The organism is Streptomyces sp. NPDC093221, assembly GCF_044753885.1.
In the GTDB taxonomy this organism is placed as follows: domain Bacteria; phylum Actinomycetota; class Actinomycetes; order Streptomycetales; family Streptomycetaceae; genus Actinacidiphila.
Genome location: NZ_JBIVOA010000002.1, coordinates 456,042 through 478,881 on the forward strand (window position 1 = coordinate 456,042; position 22,840 = coordinate 478,881).

The following is a 22,840-nucleotide window of genomic DNA, read 5'->3' on the forward strand; positions in this document are numbered from 1 at the left end:
CGAGGTGGCGGGGGCGGTGCGCCGGCACTAGAACTCCATGGTGACCGCGGTCTTGTTGGGGTCGGTGACCGCGGCGGGCGGCTTGTCGCTGGACTTCCCGTCGTCACTGGTCAAGGCCGTGCGGAACGACTTGAAGGCGTCGGCGATGCCGTCCTCGGCGGTGGTGTAGTTGTACGCGGCCATGCCGACCCCGTCGGCCAGCGCGGACAGAACTCCCTTGTGCGGGTCGTCCTCCGTGCCGAACAGCTCGGTCATGACCGACACCCACTTCTTGTTGACCTCGTCGGCGTCCGAGGCGGCCTGGCCCTGCCAGGCGACGTGCAGTCCCTCCAACTGGCCCCGGATGGTGGTGAGGCTCGACAGGACGGTCTTGCTGAGGGTGACCAGGTCGTTGGCGTCGGACTTCAGGCCCGTCGGGGAGATGTTGAGGACGGAGGTGTCGTAGTCGGCGGTGCCGGAGTCGGCCATGACGCGCCTTTCTCGGGGAGCGGATACCGGTGCGGCACCTGCATGCTGACAATTCCTCATATAAGTGGTAAACCTGGCGGTGTCCTGCCGGGCCCATGCTTGGCGAACCGGCCGTGCGGTCGGCGCGAGAGAGACGAGGCAGACGACGTGACCGATCCGATCACCTCGAAATACGACACCACTCCGCTGCCCGATCCGCCCGCGGACGGGTCGGAGACGCCCAACCCCGACCACGACAAGAACCTCGACGGTCTCGTGCCGACCGACAAGGTCATCTGGTCCACCCCGCCGTCCTTCAACATCGACCCGAAGGACAGCCAGTCCGACCAGGGTTCCGGCCCCGACCCGAACTCGTACGAGGCCGCGGCGGACCTGAAGATCGACCTGAGCGCGGTACGCGTCGCGGAGAAGTCGATGCTCACGGAGGCCCGCGGCGCGGTCGACCGGTACGAGGAGCTGCGCAAGCGGGTCATGGCCGTCAAGGGCCATGTCTTCGGGCAGGGCGCCCAGGACAAGAACGCGGAGGGCGAGGGCCACACCTCGCTCTCGTCCGGGTACGACCCGTCGGTCGGCAAGACGCACGACAACCCGTTCGCCGAGACCGGCGTGAAATTCGGCGCGGACATGAATCCGGCCCAGGACCGCGCCCTGCTCCAGATCGGCTCGACGCTGGAGAAGCTCGGCGAGTACATCGCGCTGCTCAACCACTCGGGGCAGGTGTACGCGCACACCGACCGGGAGTCGCGCTTCCCGCCGCCGCCCGCGGGCTGAACGCGCCGCCGCGTACCGCCCACGCGGTGCGCGGCGGCGGCACTCAGCCATGGGTCCCGCCGTCGCTGAGGTTGTTCAGATTGACGTGCTCGGAGTCGTGGTAGTTGTTGTACGACGTCGTCATCCGCGAGGCGATGTCCTTGAGCAACTCGTCCAGTTCGTGCTGGACCTTGTGGAACCACGTCATCATCGCCGCGAACGACTCGTGCGACGGGCTGGACCAGTCGGCGCCGATCTGCTTCACCTTGGCGTCGATCGAGTTCATGGTGGTGGTGATCGTGCCGGACTCGCGTTTCACCACGCCGATCGCGTCGTTCAGCGCCGCGAGGTCCGCGCGCCACTCTTCCGGGGTCGGTTGGTCCGACATCCGCGGGTCACCTTCCTTTCAGCCGCTCCGAAGTCCTGTGCCGAAGTCCTGTGCCGGTCCTGCGCCGAAGTCCTGTGCCGGGCCCGCCGCCGTACGGTGCGCCCGCCGGGCAGCGGGGCGTACGTCCGCCCGCGCGGTCAAGCGGCGCCTCCCGGGGGGAGGTCGGCGGGCAGCAGCGTGGTGAGCAACTCCACGTCGGCCGCCGCGAGATCGACGGCGCTCAGGTCGAGTTCGGCCACGCGGTACGCGTGCCGCTCGGTCATCCGCTGGAACACCTGCCGCGCGCTGCGCCCGTTGCCGAACTGCTCGCCGCGCGGGACGGCCGCGAAGTAGTCGTGCAGCGCGGCCGTCGTCTGCGGCGCGAAGGTGTACTCGTGGTCGACGGCCTGGTGCTCCACGATCCGCACCAGCTCCTCCGAGGTGTAGTCGTCGAAGAGCAGGGTGCGGGTGAAGCGCGAGGCCAGGCCCGCGTTGGACTCCAGCAGCCGGTTCATCTCGCTCGGGTATCCGGCGACGATGACCACCACCTCGTCGCGGTGGTCCTCCATCAGCTTCACCAGCGTCGAGATGGCCTCGGAGCCGAAGTCGGTGAACTGCCCCTGCGGCACGAGGGAGTACGCCTCGTCGATGAAGAGCACCCCGCCCAGCGCGCGCCGGAAGACCGCCGTCGTCTTGGGCGCGGTGTGGCCGACGTACTCGCCGACCAGGTCGCCCCGGTCGGCCTCGACCAGGTGTCCGCGTTCGAGCAGGCCGAGGGCGGCGAGGAAGCCGCCGTACAGGCGGGCCACCGTGGTCTTGCCGGTGCCGGGATTGCCCGCGAAGACCAGGTGCCTGCTCAGCGGCGGCGCCGCGAGCCCGGCCTCCTGGCGGACCTTGACCATCTGCATGAGCTTGGTCAGCGTGACCACGTCGCGTTTGACGCTGTCCAGGCCGACCAGGCGGTCCAGCTCCACATGGAGTTCCGCGAGCTTCGCGCGGGCCGCCTCCGCGGTCGACTCGGTCTCACCGGCGGCCTGTTCGGCCTTCTCCGCGGCCGAGCGGGGCGCTCCGGCGACGGCGGGCACCGCGACGCGCCCCTCCTCCCCCGCCGCCGGGGGCGCGAGGGCCGGCAGGAGCGGATCGGTCGCGTCATGGACCAGGCAGTCCTCGGCCCGCACGTCGGCCTCGTCGTCCCGCAGCAGGTCGGTGTCGGTGCCGTCCACGGTGCAGCGGCGCAGCAGGAAACGCGAGCGGGCACCGGCGTAGACGGCGGGAAAGCGGCTCTTGGTGAGGTGGCAGTCCTCGTACAGGCCCTCGCCGCCCTCCTCGACGAACAGCGCGTTCTTCGCCGCGCCCTCGACGGTGAGGCCGCGTACGCGGGGCCGGGCCCCGGCGCGTACGACGACGCCGCTGCCGCGCGGCTCGCGGACCGCGCCGCCTTCCACGACGGCCGTGCTGCCCTCCTCCAGCAGCAGGCCCGCGGTGCCGCTGCCGGTGACGGTGACGTTCTCCAGCCGGGCGCCGGTGTCCCGGCCGACCCGGACGCCGGTCTCGCCGGAGGCGGTGATCTCGCACTCCGCGAGCAGCGGGCGGTGCGTGGTGTGCAGGTGTACGCCCTCCCGGCCGCCGGACACCCGGCAGCCGCGGACGGCCGCGTCGCCGCCCTGCACGTACACCCCGGCCAGGCCCGCGTCCGTCATCTCGCAGTCGTCCGCGAGGAGTTCGGACCGTTCGGTGACCCGCACGCCGTACTCGGGCGAACCGCTGACGGTGCAGCCCCTGGCGTGCAGGCGGGCCCCGCCGCCGAGGTGCACGCCGGTGTACGCGGTGTCCCGTACGGTGCAGCCGGTCAGCGTCACCTCCGCCTCGGCCACCGCGTACAGGCCGTTGGCGCCGCTGCGGGCGAAGGTGGAGTCGTGCGCGGTGGCCCGGCCGGCCCCGCTGACGGCCAGCGCGGTGTCCTGGCAGTCGACGGCCCGCACGCCGGTCAACTCGGCGGTGGCCTCGGCCGTGACCAGGATCGCGGCGCCGGTGGTGTGGTGCACATGGCAGCCGTCGAGCAGGACGGAGCTGCTGCCGTCGGCCAGTACGCCGGCGCCCTCGGTGCGGAAGATCTCGCAATCGCGCAGCCGTACGCCCGGGGTGTCGTGGCCCGGGCGGGCGGCGGATCCGGTGGCGGGCGCGGCCGGTTCGGCGTCCTCGCCGTGGGCGAGGGGCCGGTGACCCGTGCCGGAGGCCGCGCGGGTCAGGCGGCCCGCCGTCTCGCGGACCCAGACGCCCGCGGCGCCCGTCTCGTGCAGGCGGCAGTCGCGCAGCGCCGCGGTGGCGTGTCCCTCGACCACGACGGCGGTGCCGCCGCTGCCGCGGACGTCGCAGCGGGTCAGCGTCGCGTGCGCGCCGCCCGTGAGCAGGACGCCGCGCCCGCTGGCGCCGTCCACCAGGGCGTCGGTCAACTCGGCGCGCGCCTCGTCCTCGACCACCAGGCCGTCGCCGACGCAGCCGCCGACGGTCAGATTCTCCAGTGTGGTGCGGCTGGTGCCGGTCAGCCGGACCGCCGCGCCCTCGGCCTTCCGTACCGAACAGCCGCTCAGCAGCGGGGCGGCGGTGCCCGCGACCTCGATCCGGCCGCCGGTGATCTCGCAGTCCCGCAGCACCGGTTCGCCCGCGCGCACCAGCAGCGCGGCCTCGCGGGGCACGGCGGACACGAGGGTGAAGCCGCGGATCTCGGCGCGGCCCGCGTGCACGGTGACGGCCGGGCCGCGGACGGCGACCAGCCGTACGGCGCCCTTCGCGACCAGGGTGACATCCTTGTCAAGCAGCAGGCTCTCGCTGTACGTGCCCGCCTGCACGGTGATGACGGCGCCGGTGTCCGCGCTCCGCACGGCCGCCGCGATGGTGCGGTGGCCGCCCCAACTGCCCGGCGCCACGCGCTGGGCGGCGGCCTTCACCGGGCGCTCCCGGGGGTCGCCGGCCGGGTCACGGGGCGGGTCGAGGGGCGAGTCGAGGAGCGCGTCACGGGGCGGACGTGCCGGGTCGCGGGTCGCTCGGTCACAGGCCGCTCCCCAGGTCGGCCAGCCAGCCGAAGAGGCCGAACACCCCGGCGGCCAGCGGTACGGCGGCCACGAACAGAACGCTGGTGACGGCCGCGGGCCAGGTCGGGCGGTCCGGCTCGATGGGCCGCAGAGCCGCGCCGAAGGCGAGGAAGAGTCCGCAGGCGACCAGGACGGCGCCCACGCCGAAGGCGGCCAGCGGGCCCGCCAGCCGCGAGTCGAACGCGTACAGCGGCACCCGTACGGTCAGCGCCACGAGCCCCAGCACCCCGGCGGCCAACTGCGGTACCACCGCGCTCAGTACGCGTACGGTGGCGGCCTGGAGCAGCAGTCCGACGCTGACGCAGCCCGCCAGCACGAGGGCGTAGACGTCGTGGGAGGCGCTCAGGGTGAGCAGGGCCGCCGCGAGGAACACCCCGCTCACCACGCTGAGCAGGGTGAGCAGCGCGTTGCTGCGGTGGACGACGGTGGCCACGGTCCCGTCGTCCAGCGCGGGCGCGCTGACGTCGGGTCCCGAGGGCACGAGCACCGCGATCTGGCCCGCGGCCCTGGGCAGCAGACCCGCGGTCAGGAACAGCGCCACGGACACGACGGCGGCGGAGCCGGTGAGCCCGGCGTGCGAGGCGGTCAGCGCCACGGTGAGCAGCGCGGCCACCAGTGTGAGCAGGTTGAGCACCACGGTGGCGGGCGACGGCAGCGCGACCAGCCCGATCACCGCGCCGAGCACGGCGAAGACGGAGACGAGTACGGGGGTGGCGACCGGGCCGTGCACCGGTCCGTCCAGGCCGACGCAGGCCAGCAGCGGGACGGTGGCGAGCGCGAAGAACTGCCGTACTGCGCGCGGCAGCGGCCAGTTCTTGCGCTCCGCGTACCAGGCGAGCAGCGCCGAGCAGAGCGCGGCGAGCGCGAACAGCGCCGCCCACGGGCCGGCCGGCCGCAGCGCGCCGAGCCAGGCCGCCGCGGCCACCATGAAGACCAGGCCCGCGCCCACGACGCACTGGGCGCGGCGGCGGGAGCTCCACAGGCCGCCGTCGTCCTGGGCGCTGGCGACCTGCTCGTCGAGGTCGGTGACGGTCAACTCGCCCAGTTCCGCCGCCCGCTGGTCGCGCAGGTACAAGGTGGCGCCGTCCACGATGCCCGCCGCCGACAGCGAGTCGCCGGGGGCCATCGGAGCGCCGCCCGACTCGGCGAGCGACCAGACCGGCGGCAGCGCCTCGGACTCGGACTGCCCGCACAGGGAGGCGAGTCGGGGAACGTACTCGGCGATCGGGGCCTGCGCCGGAAGCGCGAGGTCGATCCGCCTGCGTTCGCCGACCACGGTAACCCGGCAGCGTTCATCGGGCACGGATGTTTCCTTCGGTGTCGGACCTCACGGCCGCGCGTCCGCGGGCCGCGGTGGGTCGGTGCCGCCGGGTTCGGAGACACCGACGTCAAAGACGGCGTTCGGCGGCGCCTGGTTTCGGTGGCGTGGGGTTTTTGTGACGCGTGGTCTTCGTGGTTCCGGTCTCAGTGGCGCCAGGTGGAGATGTTGGACCACTCGGCGTCACTGTAATTGCTCCAGTTCACATGCATCGCCTGGGCGATGCGGCCGAGCACACCGTCGGGTCCGAACAGGCCGTCGGCCGCCAGGTCCCACTCGTTCTGCATGTCCTGGTAGTAGGTGGCGGCCTGGCTCTCCCGCCACGCCTCCACCATCGGCGCCAACTGCGACTTCAGCGACTGGAGTTCGCCGGAGATCTCCCCGGCCCTGGCGTTGATCACGCCGCCCGCCGCCGCCAGTCCCTCACCGACGTAGATCGGCGTGCCGTCGATATCGGCCATGAATCGCTCCTCGTTGTGCGGCCCGGATCAGTTGAAGTTGGTGCCGGACGGTGCCTTCGGCAGGTCCTCGCCGAGCGCGGCGAGGTTGTTGAGGTTCTGCTGCTCGGAGTCCTTGTAGTTCACGTAGTTGCCCTGGAGGCCCTTGGAGATTCCCTCCAGGGCGTCGTGCAGCATCCGCGCGTAGACGTCGTACTCCGCCATCAGCGTCTGGAACTGGTTGTGGGCGATGCCCTGCCAACTCGCTTCCAGACTGCTCACATACGTCTTCAGCTCCGCCAACTGCCCGGCGATCTCGCTCGCCGTGGACATCGTGTTGCTGGAGGCGGTGGCCAGGTACTCGGGTGTGACCCGGTACGTGACACCACCGACGCTCACAGAAGGCTGGTCAGCCATGGAATCCGCCCTTCCTCGCCCGATACCCCGGCAGTCAAACACCGTTTGGGCCCGGTCCGGGCCGCACGAGCCGCAGTGAGCAGAGTCTGAGCAGGTTCTGAACGCGTCGGGAGCGGGGGGGCCGGGCCGGTGTCAGTCGGGGAGGTGGCGGGCGAAGCGGGCGTGGGTGGTCTGGCGGCTGGTGCCGAAGGCGCGGCCGATGGCCTCCCAGGAGACGAGGGAGCGGCGGGCGGCGCGGACGGCTTCGCGGCTGAGCGCGGGGGCGGTCTCTTCGACGCGGGCGACGACGCGCAGCGCGGTGAGGGGCTGGTCGCGGGAGAGTTCCTCGACGCGCCGCCGCAGGGCGGCGAGCATCTGCTCCACGTCGTGGGGGACGGCGCCTTCGGTCGCGGTGACGTGGTACTCCCAGTCGGCCATCGGGCCGGTGCGGGAGTCGTTGCCCTCGGTGGCGTCGTCGTCGCCCCGGATGATGGGGTGGGTCTCGGCGCCGCGCCAGCCGCACTCGCAGGCGCCCTTGACGCCGATCGCGCGGGGGCCGTCCGCTCCGTTGTACGACCACCAGGGCTGACGGCCCTCGGGCGGCGCCGCCGGTTCCGCGCCGTCGGCCAACACCGCTGTCACATAACCGGTGTGGCGCCGGGTCTCGTCCACCCACTCCATGGCTCAGCCCTCTCCGCACCGGGAAAAACGTTCCTCAAGGTTCCCTGACAACGCGCGCGGCTGTCAAAGAATTTTGACGGCCGCGCCGCTGGCACCTGCCCCGGAGGCCCCAGGGTGTGTCCTAGGGGGGCTCACGCCTCGCGGAGGGCCTGTTCCACGGCGGTGCGGACGCGGGCGTCCTCGGCGGCTTTGCGCTTGGTGCGGGTGCGGCGGGTGTGGAGGAAGGCGGCGACGGCCAGGGCGAGGAGGACGAGGACGAGGGCGGTGAGGGTCCAGGGGAAGGCCCAGGTGTGGGCCGTGGCCTGGACGGTCTTGAGCTGGGTGGTGGAGCCGGAGGCGTCGGTGAACAGCGGGGTGAGGGTCACGGTCGCGGTGAGGCGGACGGCGGGGGCCACGTCGTGGACGGGCACGCTCACCTTCCAGCTCTCGCCGGGGAGCAGTTCGGGCGGCGTGGCCGTCTTGCCGCCGGTGACCGCGAACCAGCCGAACAGGCCCTTGAGCTTCACCGACTGACGGGTCGACATGATCGCGTTGCCGGTGTTGCGGATGCGGTAGGTGACGGTGGCGTCGCCCTTGGAGAAGGGGGCGGCCGTACCGCCGTAGGAGACGTGCAGGTCCTCCACCGCGAGCGTGGGCTTGATCGCGCCGCTGACCCGCAGCTTGATCTTGATGCCGAGCCGCCGGTCGACGTTGATGCCCTGCGCGTCGTCGGGCTGGGTCAGCGAGGTGAGGATGCCGCCCACGTAGTCGCCGGGCGTCGCGTTGGCCGGGATGGCGAGGGTGAAGGGCACCTCGACGGTCTTGCCCGGCTGGACCACGACGCGCTCGCGCGCCGCGCGCGCCCACACGCCGATCGCGCGGGACTTCTTGTCGGCGGGCAGCAGGTCGAGTTGGCCCTTGTCGGTGGTGAAGCCGTCGGCGGCGTACACGCCGAGGTCGACCGGCGCCTTGCCCCGGTTGGCGACGACCATCGCGTCCTCGACCTTGCCGCCGGGGTTGACGGCGTAGCTGTAGCTGGACCGGTCGGCGCCGAAGCTGTTCGACGCGGTGCGTACGGTCCAGGCGACGTCGCCCTCGGCGGCGGCGGCCGGTCGCGCGGACAGACCGGTGACCACGAGGGCGAGGAGCAGCGCCAGGACGGCGGTACGGACGAAGGTGGCGACGACGGTCGTCCGGCGGGTCACGGGCACATGCATGTCGGGGTCCTCGGGCGTTCTGGTCGGAGCTGTCGGAGCTGAGGAACCGGTGGGGCGGGCGCCCGCGGGCGCCTGCCCCACCGGGTGGTGCGGGGTCACTCAGGTGGAGCGGTCAAGCGGGCGGGATCAGCTACTGAGCGCGGTGATCGTGAGAGTCGCGCGGTAGTCGCCCTTGGCGACGCTGCCCGGGATCTTCAGATCCAGGTCGGCGCCGAGCTTGGCCGTGCCCTTGGTGTGACCCTGGTCCGCCCAGCCGAGGCCGCGCGAGACGGACAGGCCGGAGCCGCCGTCGTAACCGGAGTTGACCGTGCCGCCGGCCTTGGCACCCGCGCCGGGGGCGAGGATCTTCGGCGTCCAGCCGAGGTACGCGCCGGAGAACTTCTTGGCGCCGTCCGTGAAGTCGCCCACGCTGGCCGAGATCGACCAGGGAGCGAGCGAGCGGCGGCTGTCCGACACGACGATCGGGTTGATCGTGCCCGTCGCGTCGAAGTAGTCACCGTCGTGGTCCTTGGCGGTGCCGAGGTCCACCAGGCCGTTGTAGCCGTCGATGGTCCAGCCGAACTCGCCGGGGGGCGCGGTGGGCACCTTGACCGCGAGGTCCTGGCCGGTGCCGTGGTACGGGTGCACCGTCACCTTGTCGACGACCGAGCCGATCGGCTGGCCCTCGGGGGTGTTGACGCAGGAGACCTGGCCCAGCTCGACCGCCGCGTTGGGCGCGGTGCAGGTGCCGCTGCGCAGGTTCTCGACGACGAGCTTGTCGTTGCGCACCTGGACCTTGACGTAGGAGCGCACGTGCTCCTGGTTCTGCACCGAGTTGTACCAGTAGCTGTCCGGGTTCAGCGGGTCGGGACCCTGGCCCGTGACACCGGTGCCGCTGCTGTCCGGCTTGGTGATGTCGTAGTACTTCGAGCCGGACGCCGAGTTGGCCGTCACGTAGAGCACACCGCCGGGACCGGGGTACACGTCCGCCTGGCCGGGCTGCTCGGCCGCGTCCGCCTTCTGACCGTTCTTGATCAGGTAGCTGCGGGAGTAGCTGTGGTCGTGGCCCTGGAGGACGACGTCCACGCCGAGCTGCGAGAAGGCGGTGGTGAAGTCGGTACGGCGCTGCTTGTTGTCCGAGTCCTTGGCGTGGCTGGCCGGGGAGTAGATCGCGTGGTGGTACGTGAGCACCTTCCACTTGGCCTCGGAGCCGTGCTTGTTGATGATGTCGGTGACGTACTTGACGTGCGCCTCGTCACCGCCGCCGCCCGAGGAGGCGGCGTAGCTGTTGCTGTTCAGGTCGATGAACAGCACGTCCTTGTAGATGTACCAGTAGTCACCGCCCGAGGTGTTCGAGCCCGGGTTGCCGTTGGCGTAGTACGGCGCCGAGCGGTCGGTGTTCGGGGTGTACAGGTGCTGCTCGTACGCCTTGCCGCCGACGTCGTGGTTGCCGATGGTCGCGGCCCACGGGTACTGACGGAGCTTGTCGGGGGCCAGGAAGGAGTCCCACTGCGCCTCGGTGTTCGCGGTCTCGACCTGGTCGCCGCCGGACACCAGCAGTTCGGCGTTCGGGTTGGCGGCCAGCGAGACGTCGAGCGTGTCCTTCCAGCCCGCCTGGTCCTTGGCGAGGTTGCCGGAGGAGCCGATCTGCGGGTCGCCGTAGAACAGGAAGTCGTAGTCGCCCTCGAAGTCCTGCGTCTTGAAGGCGTAGGTCTGCGACCAGTTGCCCACGGAGCCGACACGGTAGGAGTACGCCGTGTTCTCCTTCAGGCCGGTGATGGTGGCGTGCCGGTTGAAGCCGCCGCTGGTGGCGATGTTCGCCCCGCCGATGGCGTCGAACGTGGCGGCGTCCGCCGGGAATTCACCGTTGACCAGGGTCGCGGTCGGGGCGGCCTGGATGACCTGGGCCGTGTCGGCCGAGGAGTACCAGGTCACCGTGCGCTGCGTCTCGTTCGCGCCGACACCGAGGATGATGCTGGTGAGGGCGGCGGGGTCGGCGGCCACGGCGGGGGAGGTGATTCCCGCGCCGACGGCGAGCGCCAGACCCATGGTGACCGCGGTGGCCCCGGTGACCACGCGGCGTCGTACGGACCCGTGGGTCCGTACCGATCTGATCGATCTCATCTGTGTTTGTTCCTTTTTGGACGGAACTGCATGGAGCTGAGGTCATCAAGCTCCCATCGGTTGGTAAACAGGCGGCAAATGCGATCTTCGCCTGACCTGAACTTCACCTCAGTTGAAGGCTCAGCCACCGCCCACCCGTTGCAGGAACCACACAAGTCCCATAAGCGCTACACCTGCGGAAACGGTGCCGGTCACCCAGAGCCCCGCGGTCGGCGAACGGCGGCGCAGCAGGGCCAGCAGCGGGAAGACGACGGCGATGATCGACAACTGCACGACCTCGATGCCGACGTTGAAGACCAGGAGGGAGCCGAGCAGCGTCCAGGACCACGCCTGGTCGATGCCGAGCGCGCCCGCGAAGCCGAGGCCGTGGACGAGGCCGAAGCAGAAGACCACCGCGAGCCGCAGCCAGCCCGCCCGGTCGAGGGCGACGTGGTCGCGCAGGAAGCCGCGCCCGCCGGAGCCGGGCCCCGAGCCGGAGGCGCCCCGGGCCGAAGCGCCCGGATCCAGGTCGGAGGCGTGGCTGCCGCGCTGCCGTATCCGCCACAGGTGCCAGCCCGCGACCACCGCGATCGACAGCGCGATGACCGGCTCGACCAGCCGCGACGGCACGTCGACCGCCCCGAGCGCGGCGAGCATGAAGGTCACCGAGTGCGCGAGCGTGAAGCTGGTGGCGGCGAGCACGATCTCGCGCAGCCGCCGCGACCCGGCGATCAGCGCCAGCAGGAACAGGATGTGGTCGGTGCCGGTCAGCAGGTGCTCGGCGCCCAGCCGGAAGAACTCCCAGAACCAGGCGTACCAGGGCTGGTCGATCGAGAAGGACGGGTGCGCCGCGTCGAGCGCCGCGCTGCCGGAGCGGCCGTCCAGGTCGTACGTGACGATCGTCTTCGTACCGCGGACGTATGTCTCGCTGTCGGGGAACAGACCGCTGCGGACCCGGTGGTCACCGGCCAGCTCCTGGCAGTCCCAGTCCAGCAGCAGGACGGTGTACGGCACGCCCTCCTGCCGGTCCATCGTGAAGTCGCCGACCTGCTCCGGCGCGCACGCCTTGCCCGCGGCGGTGACCGAGAAGCGCTGGGTGACATAGGCGACGGCCGACTTCTTGTGGGCGTTGAGGGCCGCGGCCTGCGCTGTGGTGTCACCGGCGTCGAAGGCGCCGTTGCCGGTGCGGAAGAGGTCGTCGTCATGTTCGGCATCGGCAGCGGATATGACGAAAAGGTCGTATTCAAGCTTGAGGGAAGTACGGACATGGCCTTCGTCCGCCGCCGTCACATGGACGTACGCGGTGGACGAGAAACCGTGGGCGAACGCCGGTTGGACGGCGCCGAGGAAACCGATCAGCGCCGCGGCGATGCAGATGACGGCGCGACGGACCCGCTCTGACATGGGACTCCTTGGGTAGGAGGAGCACGCTGCACGTCACGGGTGAACTGAAACCGGCGGGTCGGCGAACCCTGGGCCAACAAGGTCCGCAAAGGCGTTCGAGGTTCCCCACGGAGGCGATCGGCGTCGCAGGATGGACCCGCGGCACCCGCCCATGGCTCTCACCAGGGCGTTCTCTCGTCACACCGTTCACAGCAAGCCCTCGGCACCTCGCTCACCCCTTATCGCTCAGCGCTCAGCACCTATCGCTCACCGCTCACCGCTCACCTCTCACCGCTCAGCACCCATCGCTCAGCAGTCACCGCTCACCGCTCACCGCTCACCACTCATCTCGGAGGACGATCGACGTGCGCCCCCCGCTTCGGGCCGTTGCCATGCTGGCGGCGGTCACCGCGCTGGCCCTCGGAACCGCCGGATGCGGCTCCGACGACGACTGGTCGCAGCCGCGCGCCAAACCCTCGCCCGTCGGCACGCTCGGCCCGCGCTTCGTGGACAGCGTGTCGCCGCCCGCGCCCGAGTCGACCGTCACCCCGGCGCCCGGCTCGTGGGAGGGCGTCCACCCGCCGAAGGGCTACCGCGTGGTGCTGCTCAGCGCGGGCACCGACCGGCCGACACGGTCGCTGGTCGACGCGGTCGAGAAGTGGGCGGACGAGGAGCACGTCAAGCTCAGGACCGTCGTCGCGGACGGTGCGGCCGACCTGCTGCCGAGCGTCACCAGGGCGCTCGACATGCACGCGGACCTCATCGTCAGCGCGGGCAACGACCTGATCGACCCGCTCGTGCCGGTCACCGCGAACCACCTGTCGCAGCAATTCCTCGTCGTGGGTGCGGAGTTGGCCGAGCCGACGCACAATGTCACCGCCGTCGACTGGTCCGGCGCGTCCTTCCGCGGCGAAGGGCTCGGCATGTCCTCGACGTACGACGCCGGTTCGTTCACCGCCGCGCGCTGCGCGGCCTCGATCAGGGCGGGGGTCGCGGCCGTGCTCAGCGACCTGACCGGGATCGTGATCTGGCTCGACAAGGTGTAGGCGGAGCCGCGGCGACCGCCCGGAACCGCGAACGGCTCCTATACTCCCTGCTCATGACCGACATCGACGAGCAGGGCCGGCCGCTTCCCCCCGAGACGGGCGGGGAGACCGAGACACTGCTGGGCTTCCTCGACTTCCAGCGGGCGACGCTGGCGTGGAAGTGCGCGGGACTCGACGCGGCCGGGCTCGCGGCGGCCCTTCCCACCTCCGCCATGACGCTGGGCGGCATGCTCAAGCACCTGGCGTACGTGGAGCAGTGGTGGTTCTCGCAGTGGCTGGCCGGGCGGTCGCCGGAGGCGCCGTGGGACACGGTCGACTGGTCGGCGGACGCCGACTGGGACTGGCACTCGGCCGCGGACGACACCCCCGAGCAGATCCGTACGCTCTGGGAGGACTGCGTCGCGCGCTCGCGTGAACTGACCGCCGCGGCGCTGGCCGAGGGCGGGCTCGACACGCTCTCGCGGCGCGCGGACGCCGCGGGCCGGGCGCCCAGCCTGCGCTGGATCCTCTTCCACATGGTCGAGGAGTACGCGCGGCACGTCGGCCACGCGGACCTGATCCGCGAGTCGGTGGACGGCCTCACCGGGGAGTAGCGAGCGCGCCCCGCGCGGCGGTGAGTTGGGGAGCAACGACGGGGATGCCTGACGCCATGTCACCACGGCGACCGGCGGGGCGTTCGGCGACGAGGGCCGATGCCTGACGGACCGTCACATCGGGCCACCGCGGGCGCGCTCCGGACGCGCCGCCACGCCCGCGGCCGGCGCGGTCCCCGCTACGGCCTCGTCCCGTCCTCGCGCAGCGCACGGTCGACCAGGGCGCCCGCCGCGCCCGGGTACGCGGCCGGGTCGCACAGGGCGGCCAGTTCGTCCGGGCCGAAGTGGCCCGCCAGGTCGGGGGATTGGGCGAGGACGTCGGCGAGCGGACGGCCGGAGTCGGCGGCTGCCGCGGAGGCCGCGGTGAGCAACGCGCGGGCGGCGGCCTTGCCGAGATGCGGGGTGAGGACGGCCACGATCCGCTCGGAGACGACCTGACTGCCCGTCATGTCCAGGTTGTCACGCATACGGGCGGGGTGGACGGCGAGCCCCTCGGCCAGTTCCGCCGCGGTGTGCGAGGCCCCGCCGACCAGTCGCAGGCACTCGCGCAGGAACTGCCACTCGGCGTGCCACACCCCGGCCGACCGTTCGTCCTCCGCGACCAGACACTGCGTCAGACCGGCTGCCAGCACCGGGACTTGGAGCGCAGCGCTGCGGATCAGCGTGGACAGCACCGGATTGCGCTTGTGCGGCATCGCCGACGACGCGCCGCGCCCCGTGACTCCCGGTTCCGCCACCTCCGCGACCTCGGTCCTGGCCAGCGACTGCACGTCGACCGCGATCTTGCCGAGGACGCCCGCGGTGAGCGCGAGCGCCGCCGCCAGGTCCGCGACGGGCGTACGCAGCGCGTGCCAGGGCAGTACGGGCCTGGCGAGGCCGGTCTCGTCGGCGAAGGCCGCGACCAGCTCGTCCAGGTACTCCCCCGGGTCACCGGCCCGCCCGCCGCCGTCGACTCCCGTACCGGCGGCGGTGTCCCCGGCACCGGCGCCGTACCCGTCGACCCGCGCGTACGCGAGGTATCCGGCCAGCGTGCCCGCGGCCCCGCCGAGCGAGACCGGCAGTCCGTGGTCGAGCAGCGCGGCCAGCCGGGCGTCCGCGTCGAGTACGCCCTGGCGCCAGCCCGCCGCCTTGAGGCCGAATGTGGTCGGCACGGCGTGCAGCGCGAGGGTGCGGCCCGCCATCGGGGTGTCGCGGTGCTCGGCGGCGAGCGCGGCCAGCGCGCGCTCGACCCGCGCGAGGTCGCCGCGGATCAGCCGCAGCGCCCGCCCGGCGACCAGCATCATCCCGGTGTCGAGGACGTCCTGGCTGGTCGAGCCGCGGTGGACGTACTCGGCCGCCGCCGGGTCGTGTTCGGCGACCGCCCGGGTCAGCGCCTGGACCAGGCCGACCACCGGGTTGGCGGTCTCGCGGGAGGCGAGCGCCAGCGCGCGCAGGTCCATCAGGTCGGTGTGCGCCGCCGCCGCGATGGCCGTGGCCGCCGACTTCGGCAGCGTGCCGAGCCTGGCCTGCGCGCGGGCCAGCGCGGATTCGGCGTCCAGCATCGCCTGGAGCCAGGCGATGTCGGACACCGCCGCCTCGACCGGGGTGCCCGCCCGGACCGGCGAGAGCAGCCCGGCGTCGATGAGGGTGTCCTGCTCACTGGGCCGGCTGCTCATACGATCACTCCGAAGGTGTGGGTCTCGGCCAGTACGGCGGGGTCCGCGCCCGCAGCCCCGGCGACAGCGGCGGAAGTGCCGACGCCGGAACCGGCACCCGTGGCCCCCTCGCCGGAAGTCCCGTTGCCCGCGGCCCCGCTGCCGGAAACGCCCCTCCCGGAAACACCGCTGCCGGAAACCCCACTCCCGGAAGCCCCGCTGCCCGAAGCCCCGGACCCGGCCCCGGCCAGTCTGGCCGCGGGGACCGCGCCCCGCGCCTCCGGGTCACCGGCGCCCCGGCCGCCCGCCGCCAGCGCGAGCAGCGCGCACGCGATGGACTCCGAGTCGCCGAGCGTCACCGAGTCGACGCCGGGCCTGATGCCCGCCGCCGTGACCCAGTGCACGGACTCGGTCGGCACACCGTAGGCGAAGCGGCGCGGATGCGCCTGCCCGCGCGGGTCGAGCAGCCGGTAGGGGCGCTCGGTGACGGCGAGGCCGCCGGACTCGTATCCGCCGCCCGATCCGGTCGGGATGCGGTACGGCGCGCACTGCTCGGTCGCCATGAGGTAGTTCAGCAGCGGCTCGGCGGTCCGGCGCAGGTCCGGCTCCGGCAGCCGCGCCTCGATCAGCGCGGAGGCCACGACCGGCGGCCCCGGTACGACATGCGACGAGGCGACGAAGGCGGGCCTGGCCGGGTCGAGGCGCACTTCGGTGCCGGGTCCCGTGACGACCAGCACCCGCGCCTCGATCAGCGCGATCATCTCCTCGATGCGGGAGGCGGGGGGCCCGATGGACAGGAAGGCGTTCATCGGGGTGTACCACCCCTCCAGTTCGTCCCGGTGCGACGTGCCGTCGAGTCCGCCGTGGTCCACCGCCAGCCGCACCTCGTTGCGCAGATCGCGCAGCACGTCGAGCGCGGCCTTCAGCGGGCCGCTGACATTGCCCGCCCTGGCCTCGCGCACATCGCGCGCCAAGTACCCGAGCAGCCAGACCCTGAACTCCTCCCGGTCGGCGAACCGCCGTCCCAGGTAGGGCGTCAGCAGCCGCTCCCAGCTCCAGCGCTCCTCCGGCTCGACGCCGTACTTGTCGAGGAGTTCGGTCTCCTCGCGCGACCCGGCCGTCTCCAGGAAGCGCACGCCCAGCTCCGCGCCCTCCGCCGCGCGGTCCTGGGCGTGCAGCAGCGCCTGGTAGTAGACGCTCTGGACCTCCTTGGAGATCAGCGGCCACAGATGGGTCCGAAAGTGCAGTCCGGGACCGCCGGTCGCCCGGTCGCGGGAGGCCGCGATGTAGGCGGGGGTGAGCAGCCGCGGGTGGTAACGGCCGTACGCGCCCTTCTGGTTCTCGCCGCGCGCGTGGTACGGGACCCCGCGCCGGGAGGTCGCGTACAGCGACGGCTCGCGCCCGGAGGGCAGATAGACCAGCCGGTCGCCCTCCCTGCGGAAGGTGCCGCCGCGGCCCGCGGTGAGCAGCGTCATGTGGTCGAAGAAGTTCAGGCCGAGGCCCCTGAGCAGCACCGTCTCGCCGGGAGCGATCCGGGACAGGTCGACGTCCGCCGGGTTGGCGGGGGTGATGTACGTCAGCCGGTGGATCGCGGCCAGCGTCGCGGTGCGCTCCTCGCGCGGGGTCGGGCGCGCGGCGACATGGCCCTGGGCGAGAACCACCGCGTCCAGCCCGTGCAGCCATGCGCCGTTGTCCAGCCGGATGCTCTGCGGCCCGTCCGGGTCGCCCATGGCGTCGGCGACGGCCACCGCGCGCGAGCGGTGTTCCTCGACGGTGACGTGCGCGGGCGCGTTGCCGGTGATCCGCAGGAAGCAGGAGCGCAGGTAGCGGCCGTAGAAGGCGCGGGTGGGGTACGAGTCGGGGTCGAGCCGCCGGGCCTCGGCCAGGTCCTCCGGGTCGTGCGCGTCGGGCATACGGCTCCCCGGCACGGCACCGCCCGGCGCCCCGGCCCCCGGATCGCCGTCCCCCGGCCCCAGCAGGCCCTTCGCCCACTCGTACAGGCTCGGGCCCGGCTCGATGGGGCCGTCGATGGTCACCCGGTCGTCGGTGAAGACGGTGATCTGGGAGGCGACGGTGTTCATCAGCAGATGCCGCGACTGGTCGGTGCGCCAGACGCTTCCTGCCCCCGGCTCGGCGGGGTCCACCACGTGGACCGTCAGCGAGGAGCAGGAGGGCGACTTGCGCTCGTGGGCGCAGAGCCGCTCCAGTACGGACAGGCCCCGCGGGCCGGCGCCGACGAGGCAGACGGCGAGGTCCGCCGCAATGCTCATGGGTCTTCTCCATCCGGTGGCCTGGTCCCCCGACCGGGCACGGGTGCGGGCGCGATACGCCGGTGGTGACCGGCGCGGGCGGTTGCCATGAGGGGAGGCGGAGGCGAGAGGGAACCTTGTGGGCGGGTGTTTTCGGGCAGGGCAAGGCGTACGGGCGGCTCGGGGCGGTGCCCCGAACCGCCGGCACCGGGTCGTCACGGCATGGGGAGGATCAGCTCTTGCGGGTGAACTCCCGTACCGCGGTAGCGAATTGGGTGGGCTGGTCGAGCGGGAGGAGCGAGTAGCTGTCGGCGATCTCGACGAGGCTTCCCTGCGGCAGGATCTCGGCGAGCCGGCGGCCGTGCGCGGGCGGCATGACGCGGTCCTTCTCGGCCCACACCACCAGCGCGGGCCGGTCGAAGGAGGAGAGGCCCTCGCTCACGCCGACCAGCAGCTTCTTGTCGGCGGCGATACCGCGGAGCACCCGCACCGTGTCGCGCCGCACGTCGGCCTGGGCGAGGATCGGCTTGATCCAGTTCTTGCTGACGGCGTCGCCCCGCTTGGTGAGCCAGCCGAAGGCGATCGGCTGGCGCCGTACCAGCTTCAGCCGCATCTGCTGCATGAAAAGGCCGAAGAAGGTGGGCGACAACTTGCCGGTCATCACGACGGTCTTGCCGGTCAGCCCCGGCGGAAAGTTGTCGAATGCGTCGCAGGACGCCAGCACAATTGAGCCGACGCGCGGCGCGCCTTCGTCCACGAGCAATTGCACGACGGCGCCGCCGGTGTCATTGCCGACCAGGGTGACATTGTCCAGATCCAGCCGTTCGAGGAATTCCCCGACCAGCCGGGCGAGTCCGCGCGGCGAAAGGTCGGCGTCCTCCTTGACCGGCTTGGTGTGGGCGCCCATCGGCAGCACCGGCACCACGCACCGGTGGTCCGCGCGCAGATCGGCGACCACGTCCGCCCAGAGGGTCTCGTCCATCAGGAGGCCGTGCAGCAGGACGAGCACCGGCCCGTCGCCGCCGGTGTCCTGGTAGTCGATCGTCCCGGCCGAGAGTTCGATCTGTTCCATGGTCATACGTCAAACCCGTCTGTCGGCTCGCCGTGGCGGGGTTTATTCGACGGATGCTCCGTCAGCACTCCCCGCATTGGCCTCAGTTGGTGGTCAGCGGCTTGAGCATATCGAGCGGATTGCGCCCGCTCCAATGTCCGTCGACCGCGTACGGCCTGAGCCGCACGAACAGCGTTTCGTGGTGGAAATCGCGTTCCTCGTGCTTCTTCATCGCCCTGACGTGGCCGCCGGGGTAGGAACCGACCGTGTACTGGCGCATTTCCTTGACGCTGCGCCAGAGCGAGAAGGTCGCCACTTGATTGGGCGGCCTGATCAGCGAGGTGCCCTCGAGGAAGGCGGGGTGGTGGGCGGCGTCGCGCTCGGCGTGCGAGGCGGCGGCGACGAACGGCACCACCCGGTTGAGGCGTACGCGGGCCAGGGTGAGCACCCCGATGGGGTGATCGTCCACGGGTATCTCGCGGCGCGGCAGCTCCAGCAGGCCGGGCCAGGCGCCGAGGGTGCGGACCGGCTCGAACCGGGCGCGCCACCCGTTCTCGTACGGCTTGGCGACCGGGTGCGACAGGAAGCGGTCCAGCGCCTCGTCGTTGTCCCACGCGGCGATCATCGCGGCGCCGGTGGGCTTGACGTCGAACATCGCGCTCTGCGAGCGCAGCGGGCTCATCAGGAAGGGGCTCGCCCAGTGCAGGCCCTCGTGCGCCTCGGGCTTGGGCCCGTTGCGCAGGGCGCTCATGGCCTTGGCGGGGCCGACCTCGGCGAGGTGCAGGGACATGATCATGCCCGAGCCGATACGGGGTGTTTCCAGGTTCTCAGGCACGCTGGCAGTCGCCTTTCGTCGCGTGGGCGCTTCCGGATCTCATCGCGTGGGCTCTTCGACGGGCACGGCGGTCTTCTGGGTCACCAGCAGCCGCCCGGGGTCCTCGCCGGTCTCGCGCCCGATGATCTCGGTGGCGACGCGGCGGCCGGAGTAGATCGCCCCGGACATCGACCCGAACTCGTGGGGCACGGACTCCGCTCCGGCCCAGTGGATCCGGCCGACCGGCTGCTTGAGCGCGGGACCGTACTCGGTGTACAGACCGGGCGGGGCGTAGGCGTGGTAGCAGCCGCGGGTGTACGGCTCCGCCATCCAGTTCTGCTCCAGCAGGTCGTACGGCTTGCCCGCGCGCGGTCCGAAGAAGCGCTCCAGCTCCCGCAGGACCAGGGCGCGTCGCTCCCCCGCGGGCAGCTTGGCGACCTGCCGGGCGGGCGGCCCGGTGACGAAGCCGGTGAGGACGCCGGGCGTGCCGTCGGGCGGGCAACTGTCGACCGTGGCGCGTACCGGGCTGGAGTGGCTGATCACATGCCCGGTGAAGCCCTCGGCGCGCCAGAACGGCTCGTCGTACAGGGCCAGGTACTTGATGGCGGCGCCCATCGTCATGCGCTGGCTGACGTGGTCGCGGTGCTCGGGCAGCGGCGGGTCGTACTCGATCCGCCCGGCCAGCGGCACGGGCACGGCCATCACGACCCAGCGGCCGACCGCCTCGAATCCGGCGCCGCGCACCCGGACGTGCTCGCCGGAGTGCTGGATGCTGCGGACCTCGGCGTTGAGGTACGTCTCGTCGTCGACGGTCTTCGCCAGGGTCGTCGCGAGGTTGTGCGAGCCGCCGACGAAGCGGTTCTCCAGGGTGCCGCCGGTGATCTGGGTCATGGCCCTGAACCCGCCGGTGCCGTTGGAGTAGTTGAGGACGTGCAGCAGGGAGACGTCGGCCGGTGCGGCGGCCATGCCCGCCTCGATCATCAGCCGCATCAGGGCCCGGCCGCCCTTGGTGCGGACATTGCGCTGCGTCCAGGACCACATGGTCTCGCTGTCCCACTGGGTGGCGTGCGGGGCCTCCCAGGGGGCGTCCTGCGGTACTTCGCGGCGCATCCGCTCGATGCGCAGCGCCGCCTGGCCGAAGTCCAGCAGCGTGGCCGCGCTGACCTTGGGCGCCATGCCCTTCCAGGGCTGCATCTTGCCGCCGTCGTCGATCAGCCGGTAGCCGGTGTCGTAGACCTTCGCGGTCTTGATGCCGACGGACTGGGCGGCCCGGTGGCTGATCGTCCCGGCCTGGCCGTAGAACTCACAGCCCAGTTCGGCGACCTTGCCGTCCCCGAGGGGCTTGCTCAGCGACCGGCCGCCGAGGCGGGAGCGGGCTTCGAGCAGCGCCACGCTCTTCCCGGCCATCTTCAGTTCGCGCGCGGCCGTGATCCCGGCAAAACCCGCACCGACGACGATCACATCGGCTTCTATCGATGGGTACTCGCTGATGTCGTGCAATGCCCTCTCCTACAGTTCGGGTGTCGATCCGCGCTGGGTTCCGCCGTGCACCGGCCGTGACGTGGACCGTGGTTACGCGCCGTCGCGCAGCACCACGTCCTGGCTGACCGCCTCCAGACCGCCGTTGTCGCGGTTCTTGATCATCTCGGTGAGGAGGTAGCGCCGGGCCTTGACGGTCGCGGTGCGCTGGAGGTCGTCGGGCGTGACCTCCAACGGGACGCCCAGGCCGGTGATCCCGGCGGAGGCGGACTTCCAGACCTCGGGGTCGAGGGACTTCCCGTCGCGCATGCAGACCACCGGGACCGGCTTGCCCTGCTCGTCGGGGACGACCACGATCTCCTCGGCGTTGGGAATCCGCTCCAGCAGCACGTCCTCGATCCACAGGCAGCTCTCGACGCCCTCGATCCGGTCCGCGATGCGGTCCAGGATCTCGATCTGCCCGAGCCGGCCGCGCCGCCCCCAGTCGCCGGTGTCGAACCACTTGCCGTGCCGCCGCTCGGCGAACTTCTCCGGCGTGCCCACGAACGACAGCGCGCGGGCCGGGGTCTTGACCTGGATCATGCCCGGTTCCGACTGGTCGGAGCGGCGCTTGCCGGTCTCCGGGTCGGCGATCCTGGCCCGGATGCCGGGCACCTCCCAGCCGACGCTGCGGGTGTCGCGGCCCTTGAGCCGGCCGAACGAGCCACGGGTGTACGGGCGGACCGAGACCACCTGCGTCTCGGTCATGCCGTAGCACTGGAGCCAGACCGGGTACTTGCGCTTGGACGCGTCCAGCAGCGCCTGGATGGTGCGCGGGTGCATCGCGTCGAAGGAGTTGAAGTACAGCCGGATGCTGGAGAACGGCTCCGACGGATCGTCGATGATCCGCTCCCAGCCCATGAAGTTGTTGGGGTGCGACTCCAGGATCGTGGGCCGGTACTGGGGCAGCAGCCGCAGCATCGTCTCCTCGTCGGGCCTGGCGATGCCCAGCAGCGGGGTGCCGCGCGAGAAGGACGCCATCTGCGTGATGGCGGCCCGCACATGGACGTGCGAGATGGCGCTGGCGAACAGCTCGTCGGGGGTGTGGAAGCCGGGGAAGATCGACTCCATCAGGGCGTTGTAGGACACGCCCTTGGCGGACGCCTCGGCGAGCTTGGACACCCCGGTGGTGCTCGACGTGTGGGTGATCAGCATCGGCTCGTCGTCCTTGAGCGGACTCGGCGCCGGAATCCGGCCGCCCCACAGGTCCGCCACCGGTATGCCGCCGTCGATGTCGGCGATGGCGGTCATGCCCAGGTGCCGCAGCCGCTCGCCGTCCAGCCGGGCGTACTTGGCGACCTCGGGGTCGGTGACCAGGAATTTCGCCTGGAGGCGCTCCAGCAGGATGTTGATGATGTCCGGGTCCAGGCGGGCCGACAGCAGCGCGGGGATCGCGCCGATCCTGGCGGTCGCCCAGGCCAGCGCCTGGATGTCGTAGTTGGGCGACTTGACGATCGCGACCCGGTCCCAGCGCTTGACGCCCGCGGACTTCAGGACGGCGGCCATCTGGTCGACCAGGGTGGCGAATTCGACGAAGTCGAGTTCGACGCGCTGCTCGGGGTCCCAGGTGAACGGCTGGTCGAGGTAGATCGGCACCCGGCCGTGCTTCTCGGCCGCGCGCTCGGCGACCAGGCCGACGTTGAGCGGCTTGACCAGGGCGACCCGGTCGGGCTTGAACTGGGCCTTGAGCATCTTGGCCGCGTCCAGACGCCGGGCGGAGAGCGGGATCTTGGACCGTGTCCGGTCGCCAGCGATCGAAACCATA

General features: G+C 71.7%; 19 protein-coding genes. 3 read left to right on the plus strand and 16 right to left on the minus strand.

What is annotated here, in order from left to right; translation table 11 throughout:
* Nucleotides 1–27 precede the first annotated feature (27 nt).
* Entirely contained in the window at nt 28–468 is a 441-nt protein-coding gene (locus tag ACIQCJ_RS08015; RefSeq protein ID WP_355344251.1) for a hypothetical protein, read from the minus strand.
* A 147-nt stretch (nt 469–615) separates the two neighbouring features.
* Between ACIQCJ_RS08015 and ACIQCJ_RS08020 the strand changes: the two genes are divergently transcribed.
* Complete coding sequence (locus ACIQCJ_RS08020) at nt 616–1,239, plus strand: hypothetical protein (protein WP_355344254.1); 624 nt, start codon at nt 616–618, stop codon at nt 1,237–1,239.
* 43 nt (nt 1,240–1,282) lie between these two features.
* Here the strand turns inward: ACIQCJ_RS08020 and ACIQCJ_RS08025 are convergent, their stop codons facing one another.
* The 9 genes from ACIQCJ_RS08025 to ACIQCJ_RS08065 form a co-directional block, all read right to left on the minus strand.
* Nucleotides 1,283–1,606 (minus strand): WXG100 family type VII secretion target, encoded by a 324-nt coding sequence (locus ACIQCJ_RS08025; RefSeq protein WP_355344257.1) that lies wholly within the window; start codon nt 1,604–1,606, stop codon nt 1,283–1,285.
* A 137-nt stretch (nt 1,607–1,743) separates the two neighbouring features.
* On the minus strand, nt 1,744–4,533 hold the full coding sequence (locus ACIQCJ_RS08030) for a right-handed parallel beta-helix repeat-containing protein (protein WP_402711000.1): 2,790 nt from the start codon (nt 4,531–4,533) through the stop codon (nt 1,744–1,746).
* A 100-nt stretch (nt 4,534–4,633) separates the two neighbouring features.
* Nucleotides 4,634–5,980, minus strand: coding sequence for an EsaB/YukD family protein (locus ACIQCJ_RS08035; RefSeq protein WP_355344263.1), 1,347 nt, complete (start codon nt 5,978–5,980; stop codon nt 4,634–4,636).
* Between the two features lie 161 nt (nt 5,981–6,141).
* Nucleotides 6,142–6,456: a WXG100 family type VII secretion target gene (locus ACIQCJ_RS08040; protein WP_188281815.1), complete on the minus strand. Its 315-nt coding sequence runs from the start codon at nt 6,454–6,456 to the stop codon at nt 6,142–6,144.
* Between the two features lie 27 nt (nt 6,457–6,483).
* On the minus strand, nt 6,484–6,849 hold the full coding sequence (locus ACIQCJ_RS08045) for a WXG100 family type VII secretion target (protein WP_223186817.1): 366 nt from the start codon (nt 6,847–6,849) through the stop codon (nt 6,484–6,486).
* Nucleotides 6,850–6,981: 132 nt separating this feature from the next.
* Nucleotides 6,982–7,509 carry a hypothetical protein gene (locus ACIQCJ_RS08050; protein ID WP_402711001.1) on the minus strand — a complete coding sequence of 176 codons (528 nt, stop codon included), beginning with the start codon at nt 7,507–7,509 and terminating at the stop codon, nt 6,982–6,984.
* Between the two features lie 131 nt (nt 7,510–7,640).
* Nucleotides 7,641–8,705 carry a WxL protein peptidoglycan domain-containing protein gene (locus tag ACIQCJ_RS08055; protein ID WP_402711002.1) on the minus strand — a complete coding sequence of 355 codons (1,065 nt, stop codon included), beginning with the start codon at nt 8,703–8,705 and terminating at the stop codon, nt 7,641–7,643.
* Between the two features lie 126 nt (nt 8,706–8,831).
* Nucleotides 8,832–10,808 carry a fibronectin type III domain-containing protein gene (locus ACIQCJ_RS08060; protein WP_402711003.1) on the minus strand — a complete coding sequence of 659 codons (1,977 nt, stop codon included), beginning with the start codon at nt 10,806–10,808 and terminating at the stop codon, nt 8,832–8,834.
* Nucleotides 10,809–10,928: 120 nt separating this feature from the next.
* Complete coding sequence (locus ACIQCJ_RS08065) at nt 10,929–12,191, minus strand: HupE/UreJ family protein (protein ID WP_355344276.1); 1,263 nt, start codon at nt 12,189–12,191, stop codon at nt 10,929–10,931.
* Nucleotides 12,192–12,535: 344 nt separating this feature from the next.
* Here ACIQCJ_RS08065 and ACIQCJ_RS08070 point away from each other — a divergent pair, with 344 nt between their 5' ends.
* Together ACIQCJ_RS08070 and ACIQCJ_RS08075 are read left to right on the plus strand one after the other, a co-directional pair.
* Nucleotides 12,536–13,216, plus strand: coding sequence for a hypothetical protein (locus ACIQCJ_RS08070; RefSeq protein WP_391161561.1), 681 nt, complete (start codon nt 12,536–12,538; stop codon nt 13,214–13,216).
* A 53-nt stretch (nt 13,217–13,269) separates the two neighbouring features.
* Nucleotides 13,270–13,809, plus strand: a complete 540-nt coding sequence (locus tag ACIQCJ_RS08075) for a DinB family protein (RefSeq protein WP_355344282.1) — start codon at nt 13,270–13,272, stop codon at nt 13,807–13,809.
* A gap of 179 nt (nt 13,810–13,988) precedes the next feature.
* On the opposite strand, the gene ACIQCJ_RS08080 is transcribed toward ACIQCJ_RS08075, so the two are convergent.
* The 6 genes from ACIQCJ_RS08080 to ACIQCJ_RS08105 form a co-directional block, all read right to left on the minus strand.
* Nucleotides 13,989–15,464, minus strand: coding sequence for a lyase family protein (locus tag ACIQCJ_RS08080; RefSeq protein WP_402711004.1), 1,476 nt, complete (start codon nt 15,462–15,464; stop codon nt 13,989–13,991).
* Entirely contained in the window at nt 15,461–17,713 is a 2,253-nt protein-coding gene (locus ACIQCJ_RS08085) for an FAD/NAD(P)-binding protein (protein WP_402711005.1), read from the minus strand. Before ACIQCJ_RS08085 ends, ACIQCJ_RS08080 begins: the two co-directional genes overlap by 4 nt.
* 211 nt (nt 17,714–17,924) lie before the next feature.
* Nucleotides 17,925–18,770, minus strand: a complete 846-nt coding sequence (locus ACIQCJ_RS08090) for an alpha/beta hydrolase (RefSeq protein ID WP_355344291.1) — start codon at nt 18,768–18,770, stop codon at nt 17,925–17,927.
* Nucleotides 18,771–18,846: 76 nt separating this feature from the next.
* On the minus strand, nt 18,847–19,578 hold the full coding sequence (locus tag ACIQCJ_RS08095) for a spheroidene monooxygenase (protein WP_355344294.1): 732 nt from the start codon (nt 19,576–19,578) through the stop codon (nt 18,847–18,849).
* A gap of 39 nt (nt 19,579–19,617) precedes the next feature.
* The gene (locus ACIQCJ_RS08100; protein WP_391044485.1) at nt 19,618–21,057 is read right to left on the minus strand and encodes an FAD-dependent oxidoreductase; all 1,440 of its coding nucleotides are present in this window, start codon (nt 21,055–21,057) and stop codon (nt 19,618–19,620) included.
* A 72-nt stretch (nt 21,058–21,129) separates the two neighbouring features.
* The gene (locus ACIQCJ_RS08105) at nt 21,130–22,839 is read right to left on the minus strand and encodes a class I adenylate-forming enzyme family protein (protein ID WP_355344300.1); all 1,710 of its coding nucleotides are present in this window, start codon (nt 22,837–22,839) and stop codon (nt 21,130–21,132) included.
* Nucleotide 22,840 lies beyond the last annotated feature (1 nt).

What these genes read in the sequence shown, in the direction of transcription:
- ACIQCJ_RS08015 (WP_355344251.1), bottom strand. Translation starts at nt 468, where the DNA reads ATGGCCGACTCCGGCACCGCCGACTACGACACCTCCGTCCTCAACATC.
- ACIQCJ_RS08025 (WP_355344257.1), bottom strand. Translation starts at nt 1,606, where the DNA reads ATGTCGGACCAACCGACCCCGGAAGAGTGGCGCGCGGACCTCGCGGCG.
- ACIQCJ_RS08040 (WP_188281815.1), bottom strand. Translation starts at nt 6,456, where the DNA reads ATGGCCGATATCGACGGCACGCCGATCTACGTCGGTGAGGGACTGGCG.
- ACIQCJ_RS08045 (WP_223186817.1), bottom strand. Translation starts at nt 6,849, where the DNA reads ATGGCTGACCAGCCTTCTGTGAGCGTCGGTGGTGTCACGTACCGGGTC.
- ACIQCJ_RS08050 (WP_402711001.1), bottom strand. Translation starts at nt 7,509, where the DNA reads ATGGAGTGGGTGGACGAGACCCGGCGCCACACCGGTTATGTGACAGCG.
- ACIQCJ_RS08055 (WP_402711002.1), bottom strand. Translation starts at nt 8,705, where the DNA reads ATGCATGTGCCCGTGACCCGCCGGACGACCGTCGTCGCCACCTTCGTC.
- ACIQCJ_RS08060 (WP_402711003.1), bottom strand. Translation starts at nt 10,808, where the DNA reads ATGAGATCGATCAGATCGGTACGGACCCACGGGTCCGTACGACGCCGC.
- ACIQCJ_RS08065 (WP_355344276.1), bottom strand. Translation starts at nt 12,191, where the DNA reads ATGTCAGAGCGGGTCCGTCGCGCCGTCATCTGCATCGCCGCGGCGCTG.
- ACIQCJ_RS08075 (WP_355344282.1), top strand. Translation starts at nt 13,270, where the DNA reads ATGACCGACATCGACGAGCAGGGCCGGCCGCTTCCCCCCGAGACGGGC.
- ACIQCJ_RS08080 (WP_402711004.1), bottom strand. Translation starts at nt 15,464, where the DNA reads ATGAGCAGCCGGCCCAGTGAGCAGGACACCCTCATCGACGCCGGGCTG.
- ACIQCJ_RS08085 (WP_402711005.1), bottom strand. Translation starts at nt 17,713, where the DNA reads ATGAGCATTGCGGCGGACCTCGCCGTCTGCCTCGTCGGCGCCGGCCCG.
- ACIQCJ_RS08090 (WP_355344291.1), bottom strand. Translation starts at nt 18,770, where the DNA reads ATGACCATGGAACAGATCGAACTCTCGGCCGGGACGATCGACTACCAG.
- ACIQCJ_RS08105 (WP_355344300.1), bottom strand. Translation starts at nt 22,839, where the DNA reads ATGGTTTCGATCGCTGGCGACCGGACACGGTCCAAGATCCCGCTCTCC.